Here is a 13,477-nt window from a genome sequence, read left to right as displayed (position 1 = left end):
ATACAAATATTGTTTCCAATAAAGGAAACATAAAAAACTAAAATTGTTTCCAATCGGAGTCATATGAAAGAACATTGGAATTCTAAGAGAATCTTTTTGTTCCGAGGCGTTTCTGTCGGGATGATTTTTTGGGGTTTTTCCTTGTTTCCGGAATCTCTCCAAGAATCCGAGTTCAGGAAGGGAAGGACTTGGAACACATCGAGACTCATTCGCTACGCTATGGAAAATTCGGTTCAAGCCAAGATCGCCAGATTGGATTTAGACAACTCCGAGTACGATTGGGAGAAGGAGAACGGTAAATATAATTTTATCGGAAATATCACCGCCAATACGCAAAAGACGGTAAACCTCCCTCTTCCTCAGTATACATTACAAGGTCGGAATATTACAAATAATACGATTTCCGGAGGACTTTCCAAGGCATTTACGAGCGGGACCACATTGGGTGTCACCGTCGCCGATAATCGTTACGAAACGGATGCAGGAAAACGTCCCGAGCAGCAAGGAACAATTGCCCAACAATTCGCACAGCCCAGTCTGCATTTCGGGAGTATCGGCTTTACTTTAAAGCAGGACCTTTTGAAAAACATATTCGGTTATCAACAAAAAAGAAATTTGGACATGAGCAAGCGTAGTTCCGCAGTCCGCCGCCTGGACGCGATGAATGCGTTATCGAGGACGGTGGTTCAATCCATACTCGCATTTTGGAATTTGTCGTTAGCGGAAGAAAATTTGAGAACCGCCGCGCTTTTAGTGAAGAGCGTTAAGAACGTAAAAGAGATCACCTCTTCTAAAATCCGTTTGGGCGTGGCCGAAGAATACGAATCGGGACAATGGAACGCATTGCTGATCGCGGCGGAAAACCAACTCAGACAAACAAAATTGGAACGGGATCGCACGCGTCGTGATCTTCTAGTTTCTTTAAGTAAGGATCCCGAAACTCCGTTTGAATTGGAGACCAGTTTGGAAGAACGTTTTGATCCTTCCAAAAACGAGGCTCAGGAGATGGACGAGGCGTTTTTGCACCGGTATGATTTTAGAAGCCTAGTATTGCAGAGACAGAATGCGATTTCTGCTTTGGAAATTGCAAAAAATGGATTATTACCATCTCTTTATATAAGCGGGACTTACAATTCAAAAACCTATGATAGAAATTTTCCCCAGGATTTTAACGGAGTAGGCGTCGGTCGGTATACTCAAAACTCTGCGGAAATAAAAATGGAAACTCCGATCGGTAACGATACTGCGAGAGCGGAATTTAAAAACGCGCAAATCCAGAGTAAAAAAATAGACCTTCTTCTAGAACAGACCAAGGACCAAGTGAAAACGGATGTTCGACAAGGCTTGGAAAGAATTAGAATCACGTATGATGTTTTGGAAGAGTCTAAAAAGAACTTAGAGCAGGCCGAGAAATTCTATACGGGAATACTGCCTCGTTACAGATTTGGAAGAACCACATCCGTAAATGTTAAGAACGCATTGGATCTGGTTGCCCAGGCCAGATACGGACTCATGCAAGCAAAAGTTAATTATAATACCGCGCTCGTGCAATACGAACTCTCCAAGGGAACTCTATTTCAAAAATATGGAATGGACCCCGAGGAAGTACTAAATCAAACTATCGGAGACTTACGATGAACTTCGCAGAACTGTCGATTAAACGACCTATATTCATCACCTGTACGGTCCTCATCATTCTCGTTACGGGATATTTATCCTTGAACAAGCTTGGAGTGGATTTATTTCCAAACGTTACGATTCCGGTCGTGACGGTAACCGTTCCTTATCCCGGAGCCGCCCCCAACGAGATCGAAACCTTGATTGCAAAACCTGTCGAAGACGAGTTATCTACGATCTCCGGGGTAAAGCGGATTAAGTCCGCTTGCAGCGAAGGATCCGGAACCGTCATTGTGGAATTCACGCTGGAAACCGACGTGAAATACGCGGAGCAGCAGGTTCGGGATAAGGTCGCTGCGGTAAAACCCAAACTCCCCGATGACGCAAAAGAACCGATCATTCGAAGGATCGATCCTGCGGATCAACCGATTTTGATTCTTGCACTACAGGCGGATCTGCCGGAAGCGACTTTATTCGATATCGCCAGCGAAGAGATTAAGCAGAATCTTTTGACCGCAAAGGATGTCGGAAATATCACCATTTACGGAGGTCGTAAAAGGGAGATCCATGTCGAGCTAGATCGCTCGAAATTGAAAGCGCATATGATTCCGGCCTCGGTGGTTTCGAATCGACTGGCTTCCGGTGGGACGAATATTCCGGCGGGAAAAGTAAGTAAGTCCGATAGGGAATTAGTCTATCGAACGATTAACGAGTTTCAATCCCCCCAGGAAATTAGGGACACGCCGATCTCTTTATTCGGTAACGAAGTTCCCGTAAGAATCGGGCAACTGGGCGAAGTAAAAGACACGATGGAAGACGAAACTTCCAGAGCTTATTTTAACGGAAAAAAAGCCATCTTTCTGCTGGTTTATAAACAATCCGGAGCGAATACGGTTGCAGTAGCTCAGGAAGTCAAGAAGAGAGTCGGGGAATTAAATAAGGAGCTCGCCAAGAGGGAGGGAACTCCCAAGCTCGCAATGGCAAACGATAATTCCATCATGATCGACGATAATATTTACGACGTAAAGGAAACGATTCTGATCGGGATCGCACTTACGATCGTAGTGGTGCTCTTATTTTTAGGAAGCGTTAGATCCACGATCATTACCGGGCTCGCATTACCGAACTCTTTGCTAGGCGCCTTTATTCTCATGGCCGTCGCCGGTTTTACGGTGAACGTCATGACTCTATTGGCCTTGAGTCTCGCAGTGGGATTATTGATCGACGACGCCATCGTCGTTCGTGAAAATATCTTTAGACATAGGGAAATGGGCAAGACCGCTCGTCTGGCATCCATCGACGGAACGAAGGAAGTAACGTTAGCCGTCATTGCAACTACGATGACGGTCATCGCCGTGTTCTTGCCGATCGCCTTCGTGAGTGGGGTTGTGGGTCAGTTCTTACGGGAATTCGGGCTTACGGTCTGCTTCGCTCTATTAATTTCCCTTTATGATGCGTTGACGATCGCCCCGATGCTCTCCAGCTATTTCGGCGGAAAAATCTCCGGTCACGGACACGGGAATTCGAATCACTCTTCTCCAGTTTCGGAGATCTCCGCGTCACCGGAAGCTTCGAAAAAGAAGAAAGGAAAATCGGAAATCACTCCTTTGGAAGCGTTGGCTTATTCCAGAATCTCCCGCGAGCAAAATCGACCTGGTCTGATAAGAAAAGGCCTGGGCCTGATCGGATCTTTTTTCGGAGCTTTGGAGAAGGGACTCGATAGCATTCTATCCATATTCAATATTTTTCAGTCATGGCTTGAGGATCGATACGCTTCCGTTTTGAAATTCACGTTGAAGAGACCCGTATTGATACTCTCCGGAGCGGTTTTGATTTTCGTAGCCAGCTTGATGCTGACCAAGTACATTCCTAAGACGTTCCTTCCCGCGCAGGATAACGGAAAATTTCAGGTAACTTTGGATATGCCCCCCGGTACTTCCGTCGAGAAAATGGCTAAAGTAGCTCAGGAAGTTTATGCAAACATGGCTCTCCATAAGGAAATCCTTGTGGTGGCAATGTTCAATACGAATCGGACGACGACTATGTTCGTGGAAATGGTCCCTTCCAAGCAAAGGAAAATGAATACCTCCGAATTCAAGGATCTTCTCCGGAAAGAATTGGAGTCGTTTTCCTACGCCAACCCGATCGTAAAGGATATAGATAATGTGGGTGGAGGGCAGAGGCCGTTTACTCTTGTGGTCAGCGGTCAGAACGGTCAGGCCGTTGAAAATTATGCCCATAAACTTTTCACTCGATTGAGGGAATCGAAGGCCCTACTAGATGTGGATACCAGCTATAGAGCCGGAGCTCCCGAGTTTAGAGTCGTTCCCGATCGAAACCGAGAAGTGTTATTAGGCGTTCCCGGTACGGTCATCGGATCCGAACTGAGGACATTGGTGGAAGGAACCACGCCTGCCGTGTATCGCGAAAACGGAGTGGAGTACGACATCCGGGTTCGATTAAAGGAAGGACAGAGAGATTTAAAGGAAAACTTTTACAATTCCTTTGTTCCGAACTTTAATAATATGATGATCCCGATCCAGAACGTGGCTCGAGCGGAAGAAACCACGGGCCTCGCGACGATCAATCGATTGAATCGGAATAAATCCGTAGAGATCTACGGGGACGTAAATCCGGAAGGTCCCGGAATGGGAGGAGCGATGCAGGAAGTTACTCAGATTACGCAAAGCGAACTTCCTCTGCCTCCCGGAATTCGGATCGGTTATACGGGGCAGGCGGAGAATTTTAAGGAAATGGGAACTTCCATGGGAATCGCTATGGGTCTGGGAGTCCTTTTCATCTACATGGTTCTCGCATCGCTTTACGAAAGCTTTATCACTCCTATCGCGATCATGCTGGTCTTACCGCTGGCTCTTTGCGGTGCGTTTATTGCGCTTTTCCTGACCCAAAAATCCCTGGATATCTTCTCCATGATAGGATTGATCATGCTGATCGGAGTCGCCACCAAGAACTCGATTCTATTAGTGGACTTTACCAATCAGCTGATCCAAAGAGGAGTTGAAATGAGGGAGGCGATCATCGAGGCCGGTAGAGAACGTCTCCGCCCGATTTTGATGACATCCTTCGCTTTGATAGCGGGAATGCTGCCGATAGCAATCGGATTAAACGAGGCGTCGAAACAGAGAACAAGTATGGGAGTCGCCATTATCGGCGGTCTGATTTCTTCCACGGTTCTGACCTTGGTCGTCGTTCCTGCAGCCTTCTCCTACATCGAAAAATTAAACAATTTTGTTCGACGAAATGCTCCGAATCCGGATGCTTAACAGGAACGAAGTTGTAAGGTCTTCCCGGACAGAAGGAAACGCCTTAAAAAAGCGTTTCCTATTGGGAAGGGGGTAGGTTAGAATGCAAACCGTCGTGGAACAGCTAGTCAGTACAGAACCGGACGATGTAAAACTTCGCATTTTCGAGAAATCGTTCGAATTGTTTCTCCGCTACGGGTTCGCAAAAACGCGGATGGAAGAGATCGCCCGGACTTTGAGAATCAGTCGTAAGACTCTTTACAAATATTTTGCCAATAAACACGACCTTCTCATGGAGTTAATGACTCACCGACATCTCAGGATTCATGGTAAAATCGAAAAGATCCAATCCGATCCCGGCAAAAGCATCAAAGAAAAAATCCAATCCATGCACGAATGTATCAGCGGGGAAATTCCGCAGGGCATGAACGAATTTTTGCGGGATATCCGGGATCAGGCCCCCGATCTTTGGAAATTATTTTCGGAGCAGAAGGAAAGGAATATCAATCGAACGATGCGCACGATGATCGAAACGGGAATCAAAAACGGCGATATTCGCCCGGACGTGAACCCGGATATAGTCTTATTGATCCATGCAGCCTCGACCGAAGCCATGTTTGACCCGGCCTTTCTGGCCCAGACTCCATACACGATTCGAGACCTAGTCAAAGAATTGGATAATATTATTTTTTACGGGATCGTAAAACGATCGGATTAGATCGCTAGATACGAGGATTTCTTCCTCCAGGCTCGTAGATTCCTGGTTTGAAGTATCGAAGTATACTCTAGGTTCGTATCGAAGAATCGAATCATTTCAGAGGGAGTGACCTCCCTTAATAACGGCTCTTTCTGCTCGGTCGTTAGAACAACTAAGTCTGGCTTCCATTGTTTGGCACGGACCGCTTCCCAATCTTTATAAGGAAGCCTTAGCTCTCCTCCCTGAAATACATAAGCAGCCGTATTAAACGAAGAGAATGTTGTATTCGCTTTATATCCCCGGAGTTTTATCAACGAGATTAGAATCGGAACCTTTTCGGGGACCGTTTTTAAGGAAGCGGCGAGATCAGGTAAATTCGGACTTCTTAGGAGAGCGGGATTCGGAAAAGTCGAGGCAGCGATGCTAGTAATCAGCAAGCTTATCGGAAGAAGAAATTCGAATTTTCGAGAGTCGCCAATACGGTTGGTAATAGCTTCCCATACTCCGAATGCGAAAGGGATGGTCAGAAATAATAGAAGTGTAGGCGCAAGTCCGTAAAAAAATGCCAGGCTAGCCCTGTCCGGCGAAATCGAACTTAACCACAAAAACGAGACTGCGATTCCGGGGATCGACCTCCATGTCGCGAGTACGGGTATTGCAAGGAGACTTAGAGCGAGAAATTTTCCCGAACCGGTCGAAAGAATCCGAAGAATTTCTAACGGATTTGCCAGCGAATTCAAAAGGAAGGCAACGGGAGTTTTTCCCCAATGTTCCAGGAATAAAGCGGAAGAGTGCGGAAAAAGAGTTTGTTTAAATAAACCTAATGCGATTACCGAGTAAAGGACGCTAATCAAAAAATAGACCAATGTGGTTCGAAACGGTTTCTTACCTAACAGCAAAAAAGTACCGGAGAGCGCATAAATCCATCCGTCTTCCTTTAATAAAAGAATCCCTAATAAGCAGGCGAACGCGGGCATCTTTCTATCTTCCCATGCGAAAAGTAAAAATCCCGATAATAAGGGAACAAGAAATACCTCGTAATGCATGTAAAGGTGAGTTGCGGTGACGTAGGGGTTTAATAGGAAGGCAATGGCAAAAAAAGAAGAAGCGCTCGAGTTACCCGTTACCCGCCGAAAGAATGCAAACAGGCCGGCGATCCCGACCGATAAAGCGATGCAACCGATAATAAGCCACCATTCTAGGAACGGTAAAGGAATCAAAAAAATGGAAAGTACATAAAGTAAGGGGGAAAAATGCACGGACAGAAAGTCGGCTCCCCAATCGTAAGACCATAATCGACCTTCGCTGAATCGAGGAGAGGAAAGTATCTGAATCTGTAATCCGAAATCGTGCCAGCCTAGGCTTAGCGTAGCATATTCGAAGAAAGAAAGAGATCCGAGGTACAAGAGTGACGCAATAAAAAGAAGTAATTCCGTCTTATACTTCTCTAAAAAACGCCTCATTCGGATCTTTCTTTCCGTTTCTTCTCCCATCTCAAACGGGATCCTGCAAGAGTCGCGTCTTCGGCGATTCGATACTTCTCAAGCGTCGTAGTTCTTCCATCATTTGGTCCAGAGTCAATTCTCCGCCGCCGATTTTTTCGGATCTTTCTTTTAGCATCGGCTGCAGTTTTGCCGCTTCCTCCCGCGTAATATCCGACCCGGCTACTTTAAGGATTTCGTATACTGCCGATTTTCCCGACTGGCTCGTAAAGGCGATTCTATCTCCTTCGGGTCGGCCGATCAAATCGGCTTCGAAGGCTCGGTAAGCTCCCTTTTTCATATTCTGGGTTTTGGATACTCCGTCTTGATGAATTCCGCTACGATGAGCCACGACGTCTTCTCCGATCAGCGGAGCCTTTTCCGGAATCGGAATATCGGCCATTCGAGAAACGATTCTCGAAGTTTCGTAAATCGCCTGAAAATTCAAATCCACATTCACTCCGCAATTATGTAAAGCGATCGCGACTTCGTAAGTATTCGTATTCCCGGCCCGTTCTCCCAACCCGTTCAATGCGGTCTCCAATTGCGTCGCACCTGCAAAGAAACTTTCGACGGTCGTCGCAGTCGCCATACCGAGATCGTTATGCGTATGAACGGAAATTCTGGAATCTTTCGGAAGAGATTCCACTACTTTACGAACCATTGCAACGAATAAATACGGTCTATATCGTTCCACGGTATTCGGCAAGTTCACGAGATCGGTTCCGGCATCCAAGGCGGCTCGAAACGCATCGATCGCAAATTCAAGATTTTCTAATGCATCTCCGAAGTGCTCGCCGGAGAATTGGACTTCGCCGAAATTTCCGACCAATTTCCGCGCGTAGGATACGGATCGAACGATATTTTCCCTCACCTGTCCTTCGGAAATCCCTAAAACGTTTCGAATGGTAAAATCGCTCACCGGATATACGATATGGATTCTCGGTTTTGGAGCTCGCGAAATGGCTTTCCAGGAAAGATCGATCTCGGCTTCCACTGCGCGGGAAAGGCTCGAAATGACCGTATTCTCCGGCGCTAGGGTAGAAAGATGCGCGCATGCTTCGAAATCCTGCTTTCCGGCGGAAGCAAAACCTACCTCGATGCCCTGGACTCCGAGTTTCAGAAGTTGCCTAAAGATAATCTCTTTCTCTTTTAGATTCCAAGGTTTGCGAAGCGCTTGATTGCCGTCACGAAGAGTGACGTCCATAAAAAAGGGAGAGGCTTGGGGAGCCTTGAGTCCTTTTCCGGGTACGATGATTTCTTGAAGAGATGGGAAGGACGGGCTTATTGGATTGCCCGAGCCATAGGTCGTTTTCGTTTCCATAGTCACTCACTTCTTTGCCATCGAGAGCGGTGTTTCGGATTCCGAAAGTGCCGGAAACAAAAAACCCGCTCAAGAGGAGCGGGTTTTGCGTATAGCGTCCTTAGCTCCTCTTAGTCTCCAAGAAGGAGAAGAAGGAGTCCGAGCAGATTTGCCTGGAAAAACCGTTGTGCCATACGTTCTATTCTTAGACTCGGCAGAACTTTCAAAATCGTCAAGAAAAATTCCTAGGTATTTTCATCTTCTTGCGTTTTAAGAAAGCTCCAGATTCCGCCTTGTTCGAATTGCTTTTCCTCTAAGAGCTGCTTGAGTTGCAAATACTCCTTTTTTACCTGATCGGGAATTCCCACCGTTTCCAATTTTCGGAATGTTTCCCTGGCCTGGGAAAATCGATTCGTGCGAACATAACAAATCGCTAATGCGTATAAAGTAGGAGAATCGTCCAGTGCCTCATCGGGTAGGCCTTTTAAAAGCTCTAGGGCCCGGTCGAATTTGGAAGCCCCCGTATAGACTGCCGCAAGATTTTTGCGGGCAAAGATATCCGTATCGTCCAATTCCAAAGCTTTGGAAAGATGAAATTCTGCCTTAGGTTTATCCTTCCGCCTTGCGTATAAAACGCCTAGACCCACCCAGGCTTGGACATGCCCGGGTTCTAGTTGCAGACATTTTTGAAGTTGTTCCTCTGCAAGCGAAAGATCACCGAGCTGAGACAGGCACATTCCGAAGTGAAAGTAGGCTTGCGGGTCGCTCGGATTCGATAGGATCCAGGCTTGGAGAACTTCCTTTGCGCCATTCGAGTCTCCTTGTTTTAACTGATCTAAAGCGGTTCTAAGTCTAGGATCCATATCTACATTTCATCCGATCAGCCTGAAATCGCACGTACTTTTTCGCATATCTAAATTCTACTTGGAGGCCCCGGGATAAAATTCAATCGAGTCCCGGAAATTTAGCACGATTCGAATCCAAGGAAGCGCTGCATTTTATCCCTTTCATGATTTCCGGGAAGCGAGTCGAATCTTAGGTTTGTTTTCGAGAGGAGCTTCCTTGGAGCAGTGATGCAAGGAGGAATTTAATTCCCATTCCGCATTTACTTTCAACCACTCTTTGTCGGAGGAATATTTTTGCATCAGAGAATCCGAGAGTCTAATATCGGATTGGTCCTTTGAATTCACGAAATGATTCGATTCTTCCTGAAAGTTCCGTTCCCATTTTGTCGCAAAGGGAACTAAATGTTCTTTTTTAAAAGTTTCTAAACTATCTTCGACTTTTTGGCATTCCCGAATGAGGTCCTCGACATGCCTTTTACGGATAAGGTCCTCTTTCTTTTCGGTGATCTTTTTGTAGGTAACATAAATAAGTCCCACCGTTAAAGTCGTTTCAAAGGCGAACGGTACAGGAACGATCAACGCGATGGCGAGCGCGGCTCCGAGTCGCCTAACGATGGATGTACTATCCTTCTTTAATTCGATCGTTTGCTGATCGATTTCCTTTAACCTCTCGACGAATCTTTCCCCCAACGGTCGTAAAACTTCGACTCGAAATCTTCTTAAATCGGATAATGCCTCGCCGTATCGCGACTGGACGCTTAGATTTGCCGTAAATAACTGTCCATCCTCGTTTCTATACGAAAGGAGATAGCGATGATCCGCGGTGATATCCGCTTTTTCGCTGCGCGGGAATGAGGAGCAGCTCAAAAACGATTCTGCAATTAGTAAAACAAAGACGGTTAAACGAAATCTCAAAAAATTCGAAGGAAATGCACTGCCTTTGGACACGGTACGGAATTTTCCGGGAAATACCTATTTTTGTAAATTACAATCTTCCGGGAGATCCGTGCATCGAAGGCCGGAAACTAGGCTTATATCATTTACCTATAAATTTCCCTTTTCTTTTTTCGAGAAAGGAGCGGACTCCCTCGGCTCCATCTTCGCTTTCCATTAATCGCAATGTAATCGGAAGCAGATCTTTAGCAGCGTTTGACTCCCCTTCCAAAACGGCTTTTCTTGCCGACGCGATCGCAGCCTGAACGGCGAGAGGAGCTTGCTCGGAAATTCTTTCGGCCATTGCGATCGCTCTTTGTAGGAGTTCTTTTTTAGGAACTATCTCCTGGACCAGGCCCATTCGAAACGCCTCCTCGACGGGAAAATCGTCTCCCGTGAGAATATACCGCATGGCATTCCCCCATCCCGCCGTCTTTACGAATCGAAAGGTAGCTCCTCCGAAAGGCATTATACCTCTCTGAACTTCAACTTGGGCGAATCTAGTCTTTTCGGCTGCGATGCAAACGTCGCAGGCCAATAGCAACTCTATGCCGAGAGTAAAACAGAAACCGTGAACCGCGCAAACGATCGGCTTAGTTCGTACGCGTTTAGTGGCTCCATTGTCCCATGGATCGATTTGATGTTCGGAATAAGTATAGGCTTTTTTCTTTTTTATCGTTTCCGCCACATCGTTTAATTCCAGGCCCAACGTAAAATGCATTCCATTGGCATATAATACCGCGCATCTCAATTCGGGATCATCTTCGAACTCGGAATACGCTTCGCTTAACCGATTTAACATTTCGGTATTCATCGCATTTCTTTCTTCCGGGCGATTTAATCCGATTAAGAAAACATGATTTCGTTTTTCAGTCAGAATAAGATTGATAGTGGACATCTTGCTTCCTTTGGCAACAAAACTATCTTACGTTACCTTAATTCACTTTCGGAATGATTTGCAAGAAAAGTCAAATTAGTTTTTAATTTCGGTTGGATTTAACTGGATGGAAAACGAATTCTTATTCTGCATTTCGATCCGAAGTTTTAAAAAAACTACGTTTGTTATGGTTTCAAATCTATCGAAACAAGGGATTGAATGGGAAATCGATTTTCATTTGTGCATAAACATATTTATGATTCGTATAAAATGTACCGCTACGAAGCATAGCTCTGCCCGATCGAAATCGATTGAGTAGCGATCCATTCCTTCTATTGACTCTATGATGTTTAAGGAAAATGCGCCGTTCGATTCTGACAGCTTCTAAAGAATCAATTCTTCGCTCGATCGGCTAGCCGGAACGGGTTTTGACTGGACAAAAGGACATTTTTATAATTGGATTGATAGGCATCGTATCCCAATGAAAAAATATCAGCGTTTACTCCCTTTTTCGATTCTATTTTTAATGATGGCTTGTACTCAAATTCGGAAAAATACGACTCCGGTTCCCGTAATCGAACCGAGGCGGGCCGAGATTCCGCTCCTCATACAATTCGAAACCGTCGATCAATTCGATGCGGGGAGTATCATGGCTACTTTTTATACCGGAACGGAAGGAAAAGATAGAAGAGCGGATCGAGAATACGCGAAATTTCCGATTTTAATCGGTAGCGGTGCCAGAGCAAAAGAGCTGGAATTAGAAGGAACGATTAAGCGAAGAGAATCGTTTCTACAATCCGAAAGGATGGATTTTTATCTGTACGCTGACGGGACCAATCTTTCTCATAATTGCGGTTTGGGTGTGGAAGATCGATCCGCAAAAGAACCGAATCTTTCTAGGAGATCCTTCCGAGCGGTGAAGCTTTACTTCAGAGGAACGGGAGTGGTCGATATGAGAACTACGACCATTTCCTACGCGATCGGTTTCGTAACATACTTTCTTTATAATGCGATTTCGTCCGGGTTCCGAATGGAGAAATTGGACTGCGGAATCATTTTGGAAGGATAAAAGATAAGAAAAGGACGTTCGCTGAAACCTCTCGGAATCGGAGTTTTTCCGGTATGATTTTAGTTTTTGCTTTCTTTCCCTTCGAACGTCTAAGATTATAAAATATATCCGTTCGAGGTTTGGTATATGCCTTATATGGCGGTTGGATCGAGGCAAATTCTATTTTCCGAATCGAGTGCACCTGCACGAGTGGGGGACGAGCCGAGAGAAGTCGCTTCCGTTTCGGATAATAATGTCGTTCAACCGCAGACGGTGATCGTTCCGCCGGGCGGATTGCCACCTCATTTAGGACAATTTTTGGATTCCACAGTTTAGGACAGATATGGCCAAATTACTGCTTTCTTTAGCGCTTCAATCATTAGTTATTCTTTATGTATTTCCTTTGATAAATCCGCTTTTTCGGCTTTCGGGAAGTTTTTGGGATGCGTTGATTATCGCATTGTTTTTCGGATTTCTAAATTTCATATTGAGATGGTTGTTGGTGATTTTTACCCTTGGTTTGGGTTATTTATTTTATATCCTGACTCTCGGAGTCGCGGGATTGATCGTTAACGCCGTGGTTCTACTCATGATCGGAGATATTTTTCCGGGAAAGATTTTTGTACCGAGCTTTTTCTCGGCTTTTGTGGGCGGAGCGGTTCTCGCTTTGGCGAACTACGTGGCAAAGAGGGAAACAGGTAACGAGGATTCGAATCAGAATCGGAATTAAGAAAACGTAAATAAATTTTTCCGCTTACGTTAATTCTCCGATCATTTCTTCCTGCAATTCCTTAAAGAATTTCGAATTCCCGGTTATCATATAAAATTGGGAATTCGCCTGAAATAACTTCATCAAACGTTCCGCCTTTTTTCTGGCCGGAAACGTTCGAGGCAATAATCCCCGGGTTATGTTTTCTTCGAAATAAGTTTCCAAACAATGAATCCAGGATTCTAATACTTCGGCGCCCTGATTGACCCAGGCCTGGTCGGGTTGGTCCAGGCTTCCCATGAATCTTGCGAGGGGACATCCGAAATATTTTTTTTCACGCACCTGCTTATTCAACAAGGCCATCCAGCGATTTATAAATTCGACCGGAGTTGCGGATCTCGCCATTAATCGCTCCCAGCTATTCCGGAAATTGGTCGCTTGGATTTTCAAGTATTCTCTTCCCAGATCCTCTTTGGTTTGAAAGTATCTGTAAAAACTAGCCTTGTGGGAATCCGATTCCCCGATGACCTGATTTACGGAAGTCCCCGCATAACCCTGGGAATAGATCAATCTAATCGCGGTTCCTACGAGGCGTTCGTAAGGACCCTCGTGATTTGCGATCGGAACTTTTCTTTTTTCCATAAACCGAAAATATTTTGATAGACTATGCGGTCTATAACTATTCCTCATAGTAGAATTGAGTA

At 45.4% G+C, this 13,477-nt stretch carries 12 protein-coding genes; 6 read left to right on the top strand and 6 right to left on the bottom strand.

What is annotated here, in order from left to right:
- Window positions 1–63 precede the first annotated feature (63 nt).
- The 3 genes from LEP1GSC047_RS12990 (at window position 64) to LEP1GSC047_RS12980 (ending at window position 5,598) form a co-directional block, all read left to right on the top strand.
- Window positions 64–1,638 carry a TolC family protein gene (locus tag LEP1GSC047_RS12990; protein WP_010414230.1) on the top strand — a complete coding sequence of 525 codons (1,575 nt, stop codon included), beginning with the start codon at window positions 64–66 and terminating at the stop codon, window positions 1,636–1,638.
- Complete coding sequence (locus LEP1GSC047_RS12985; protein ID WP_010414228.1) at window positions 1,635–4,901, top strand: efflux RND transporter permease subunit; 3,267 nt, start codon at window positions 1,635–1,637, stop codon at window positions 4,899–4,901. Before LEP1GSC047_RS12990 ends, LEP1GSC047_RS12985 begins: the two co-directional genes overlap by 4 nt.
- A gap of 82 nt (window positions 4,902–4,983) precedes the next feature.
- Complete coding sequence (locus LEP1GSC047_RS12980) at window positions 4,984–5,598, top strand: TetR/AcrR family transcriptional regulator (RefSeq protein WP_010414225.1); 615 nt, start codon at window positions 4,984–4,986, stop codon at window positions 5,596–5,598.
- On the opposite strand, the gene LEP1GSC047_RS12975 is transcribed toward LEP1GSC047_RS12980, so the two are convergent.
- The 5 genes from LEP1GSC047_RS12975 to LEP1GSC047_RS12955 form a co-directional block, all read right to left on the bottom strand.
- A complete protein-coding gene (locus tag LEP1GSC047_RS12975; RefSeq protein WP_103186214.1) occupies window positions 5,595–7,040 on the bottom strand; it encodes a DUF2079 domain-containing protein in 1,446 nt (481 codons plus the stop codon). The genes LEP1GSC047_RS12980 and LEP1GSC047_RS12975 overlap by 4 nt on opposite strands.
- A gap of 31 nt (window positions 7,041–7,071) precedes the next feature.
- Window positions 7,072–8,382 carry a 2-isopropylmalate synthase LeuA2 gene (leuA2, locus tag LEP1GSC047_RS12970; protein WP_010414220.1) on the bottom strand — a complete coding sequence of 437 codons (1,311 nt, stop codon included), beginning with the start codon at window positions 8,380–8,382 and terminating at the stop codon, window positions 7,072–7,074.
- A gap of 224 nt (window positions 8,383–8,606) precedes the next feature.
- Window positions 8,607–9,224 (bottom strand): tetratricopeptide repeat protein, encoded by a 618-nt coding sequence (locus LEP1GSC047_RS12965; protein ID WP_010414216.1) that lies wholly within the window; start codon window positions 9,222–9,224, stop codon window positions 8,607–8,609.
- Between the two features lie 144 nt (window positions 9,225–9,368).
- A complete protein-coding gene (locus LEP1GSC047_RS12960) occupies window positions 9,369–10,154 on the bottom strand; it encodes a hypothetical protein (protein ID WP_010414213.1) in 786 nt (261 codons plus the stop codon).
- A gap of 88 nt (window positions 10,155–10,242) precedes the next feature.
- Window positions 10,243–11,037 (bottom strand): crotonase/enoyl-CoA hydratase family protein, encoded by a 795-nt coding sequence (locus tag LEP1GSC047_RS12955; protein WP_010414211.1) that lies wholly within the window; start codon window positions 11,035–11,037, stop codon window positions 10,243–10,245.
- Between the two features lie 460 nt (window positions 11,038–11,497).
- Here LEP1GSC047_RS12955 and LEP1GSC047_RS12950 point away from each other — a divergent pair, with 460 nt between their 5' ends.
- The 3 genes from LEP1GSC047_RS12950 to LEP1GSC047_RS12940 all read left to right on the top strand — a co-directional run bounded on the left by LEP1GSC047_RS12950 (window position 11,498) and on the right by LEP1GSC047_RS12940 (window position 12,794).
- Window positions 11,498–12,085, top strand: coding sequence for a hypothetical protein (locus LEP1GSC047_RS12950; protein ID WP_010414209.1), 588 nt, complete (start codon window positions 11,498–11,500; stop codon window positions 12,083–12,085).
- A gap of 126 nt (window positions 12,086–12,211) precedes the next feature.
- A complete protein-coding gene (locus tag LEP1GSC047_RS12945) occupies window positions 12,212–12,400 on the top strand; it encodes a hypothetical protein (protein ID WP_010414207.1) in 189 nt (62 codons plus the stop codon).
- A gap of 7 nt (window positions 12,401–12,407) precedes the next feature.
- A complete protein-coding gene (locus tag LEP1GSC047_RS12940; RefSeq protein ID WP_010414205.1) occupies window positions 12,408–12,794 on the top strand; it encodes a phage holin family protein in 387 nt (128 codons plus the stop codon).
- A gap of 24 nt (window positions 12,795–12,818) precedes the next feature.
- On the opposite strand, the gene LEP1GSC047_RS12935 is transcribed toward LEP1GSC047_RS12940, so the two are convergent.
- Complete coding sequence (locus LEP1GSC047_RS12935; RefSeq protein WP_010414202.1) at window positions 12,819–13,415, bottom strand: TetR/AcrR family transcriptional regulator; 597 nt, start codon at window positions 13,413–13,415, stop codon at window positions 12,819–12,821.
- Window positions 13,416–13,477: the final 62 nt, after the last annotated feature.

It is taken from the genome of Leptospira inadai serovar Lyme str. 10 (assembly GCF_000243675.2).
In the GTDB taxonomy this organism is placed as follows: domain Bacteria; phylum Spirochaetota; class Leptospiria; order Leptospirales; family Leptospiraceae; genus Leptospira_B; species Leptospira_B inadai.
Note: the sequence above shows the minus strand (reverse complement) of the source record. Positions and strands in the feature narration are given on the sequence as shown.

Excerpts from the sequence above, each read along its gene's own strand:
- LEP1GSC047_RS12990 (WP_010414230.1), top strand. The coding sequence starts at position 64 with ATGAAAGAACATTGGAATTCTAAGAGAATCTTTTTGTTCCGAGGCGTT.
- LEP1GSC047_RS12985 (WP_010414228.1), top strand. The coding sequence starts at position 1,635 with ATGAACTTCGCAGAACTGTCGATTAAACGACCTATATTCATCACCTGT.
- LEP1GSC047_RS12980 (WP_010414225.1), top strand. The coding sequence starts at position 4,984 with ATGCAAACCGTCGTGGAACAGCTAGTCAGTACAGAACCGGACGATGTA.
- LEP1GSC047_RS12975 (WP_103186214.1), bottom strand. The coding sequence starts at position 7,040 with ATGAGGCGTTTTTTAGAGAAGTATAAGACGGAATTACTTCTTTTTATT.
- leuA2 (WP_010414220.1), bottom strand. The coding sequence starts at position 8,382 with ATGGAAACGAAAACGACCTATGGCTCGGGCAATCCAATAAGCCCGTCC.
- LEP1GSC047_RS12965 (WP_010414216.1), bottom strand. The coding sequence starts at position 9,224 with ATGGATCCTAGACTTAGAACCGCTTTAGATCAGTTAAAACAAGGAGAC.
- LEP1GSC047_RS12955 (WP_010414211.1), bottom strand. The coding sequence starts at position 11,037 with ATGTCCACTATCAATCTTATTCTGACTGAAAAACGAAATCATGTTTTC.
- LEP1GSC047_RS12950 (WP_010414209.1), top strand. The coding sequence starts at position 11,498 with ATGAAAAAATATCAGCGTTTACTCCCTTTTTCGATTCTATTTTTAATG.
- LEP1GSC047_RS12945 (WP_010414207.1), top strand. The coding sequence starts at position 12,212 with ATGCCTTATATGGCGGTTGGATCGAGGCAAATTCTATTTTCCGAATCG.
- LEP1GSC047_RS12940 (WP_010414205.1), top strand. The coding sequence starts at position 12,408 with ATGGCCAAATTACTGCTTTCTTTAGCGCTTCAATCATTAGTTATTCTT.
- LEP1GSC047_RS12935 (WP_010414202.1), bottom strand. The coding sequence starts at position 13,415 with ATGGAAAAAAGAAAAGTTCCGATCGCAAATCACGAGGGTCCTTACGAA.